This is a genomic window from Pseudomonas sp. 05N434, from assembly GCF_056396965.1.
The window spans coordinates 1-2,212 of sequence record NZ_JBFTMK010000692.1; the positions used below are offsets into that span (position 1 = coordinate 1).

At 56.1% G+C, this 2,212-nt stretch carries 3 protein-coding genes; 2 read left to right on the plus strand and 1 reads right to left on the minus strand.

All coding sequences use genetic code 11. From position 1 onward, the window contains the following. The coding region (locus AC1DLB_RS28135) for a hypothetical protein (RefSeq protein WP_477786099.1) at positions 1 to 76 on the plus strand (76 nt) is incomplete at its 5' end. Between the two features lie 182 nt (positions 77 to 258). Here the strand turns inward: AC1DLB_RS28135 and AC1DLB_RS28140 are convergent. Beyond that, positions 259 to 1,131, minus strand: a complete 873-nt coding sequence (locus tag AC1DLB_RS28140; protein ID WP_018927953.1) for a DNA/RNA non-specific endonuclease — start codon at positions 1,129 to 1,131, stop codon at positions 259 to 261. Between the two features lie 370 nt (positions 1,132 to 1,501). Between AC1DLB_RS28140 and AC1DLB_RS28145 the strand changes: the two genes are divergently transcribed. Continuing rightward, entirely contained in the window at positions 1,502 to 2,122 is a 621-nt protein-coding gene (locus AC1DLB_RS28145; RefSeq protein ID WP_477786098.1) for a glutathione S-transferase family protein, read from the plus strand. The last annotated feature ends 90 nt before the right edge of the window (positions 2,123 to 2,212 follow it).

Genomic DNA, 2,212 nt, shown 5'->3' on the forward strand with positions numbered 1-2,212 from the left:
GTCGGTAGATGCGGAGTTCTGGGTGGACCACGGCGAGGAGTTGGAAGAACACTTCAATGCCTGGGCGGCGCGTTAGCCGCGACACACTCTCTGTAGCAGCTGCCGAGCCTGCGAGGCTGCGTTCGGCTGCGAAGCAGTCGTGAATCCGGCTGACGCGGTCTGCCTGATACACCGTAAGTTCTGGTTTTACGACTGCTGCGCAGCCGAACGCAGCCTCGCCCCGGCTCGACAGCTGCTACGGATTAATCAATCAAGCCATCAAGAGCGCCCCACGGAACCTGTGACCGGTAGATTTCCCAGCAAGTTGAGCCCGGTACTCTTCACGAAAGCGTCATAGTCCATCGGTTTCTCGATGCGGGTTTCAGCGTTGGGCAGTACGTAAGCCCAGGCACGCTTGGACGATGCGTCGTAAACCAGTTTGAACAGGCGGGTCGGCACCCAGACCTTGTTGTCGCCGACGGTGCCGTGGCCTGAATCAAAGAGCGGGCCGGTAAAGACAAAGACATTGCCATCGGCTCGTTTGGCAAACTTTCTGACATCGGACTCGACCTTACTCCAGATCTTCCGGTTGTTGGTTGGGTCTTGCGGCACCATGTTCGACAGCGCAAAGGATTGGGCCATTGCATTGGGGTTCGGTGCATCGGCTGCCGGGGATTGATGGCCACGGTCCACGGCCGGATGTTGGCTACGGTAGTCGCTCAACTCTGCCCGCCCACTCTTGGGAATGCGTGGGTCCGGATAGAACTGGTTGGTGCGCTCCTCCCCTTTGGCATCCTGCAGCTGGGCGGCATTAAGGCGTTCGACCACTACCAGCGGTGTCTTGCTGGTTTGCGAGTACAGCACCGCGAAGTTATCGGAACACAGGGCCAAGGGTTTCATTGTGGCAGGCACAGTGGCCATGTTGATCGGTTTCGCGGCCGGGAACAGATCCGCGCAGCCGTCAAACGATGCCTGTTTCTGTTTGTTTGAATAGAGTTCCAGCGCCGCGCTCTGGCTGATCGAGCCCGAGTGGGAGGTTTGTTGCTGATGCTGGGTGGGCGGCTTGATGAAATCCAGCAGACTGCGGGCTTGTGCCCCGGTCGAGAGCAAAACAAGGGCCGACAGCCCAACTGCAATTTTGCGTAGGTGCATGCTTTAAATCTTCGAATTGGATTGAGGGGTAAACGTACGACGAGTCCCGATTTACGAAACCAGGTAGAAGCGGTTGCGGATTATATTGCGGTGAGCATGCTTTCACTGTCCTTGATCAAATTGCCGATGCGGATCCGGTCGGCGCCAGGCAGTACGACCGCTGACGGTCGCGCGGGGTGTATTGACCATCACAAGTCACATTAGTGCTGAGCGGCGTACACATTCTACTTGGCCATGCTCGTCGAATGGGCATACCTAAGCGGACTGGTTAACTGACGCGAAACGTTGTGCGTACTCCTTGTAGACAGGCGCGTATGCCGCTTTTCACTTAGCATCCAATAATCATCCATTCATTTTCAGGGAGTGTCTGATGAGCCCGAAAATAGAGCTGTATGGCGCGCCTACCGGCAACAGTCTGAGGGCTGCAATAGCCTTGGAGGAAGCAGGTATCCCCTACACCGCACGAAGACTGAACTTGCAGGCGAATGAGCAACGCGACTTGTCGTACCTGGCGCTTAATCCGGCAGGAAAAGTCCCAACCCTGGTCGACCATTCATCGACACCCCCGCTGGTCATTAACCAATCGAACGCAATCATTCAGTTCGCTGATGCAAAAGCTCCGGGTCGGCTCGCACCAGCGCATCGTGGACCAAAACGCGACCGGGTGTTTGATCGTTATTTCTTTTTCGTAACGGACGTCATCGGGCCCAGTCATGCTGCATTTTCCCTGCGCCAGGCAGGATTTAATGATGCGGCCACAGTTATCGATCAACGCGTCATTGAACAACTCGTCTACGCAGAACGGTTTCTTACCGACGACTTTATGGCCGGAGATCAGTTCTCCATGGCGGACATCTCCGCTTTCACCATTGCGGCATCATTTCGTGATCGGCTGGATTGGGCAGTGCTTTCACGCTTATCACRCTGGTTCGACGCGATCGAAGCCAGGCCCGCCGTACAACGAGGATTGAAAACGTTCCAGAATCACTGAGCGCTACTGCGCAGACCTTATTGTGTGCGCTAAAGATGGGCATGGCTGCTCGCATCCTGCCCGAGGTCTGAGCCCCGGACATGCGAATAT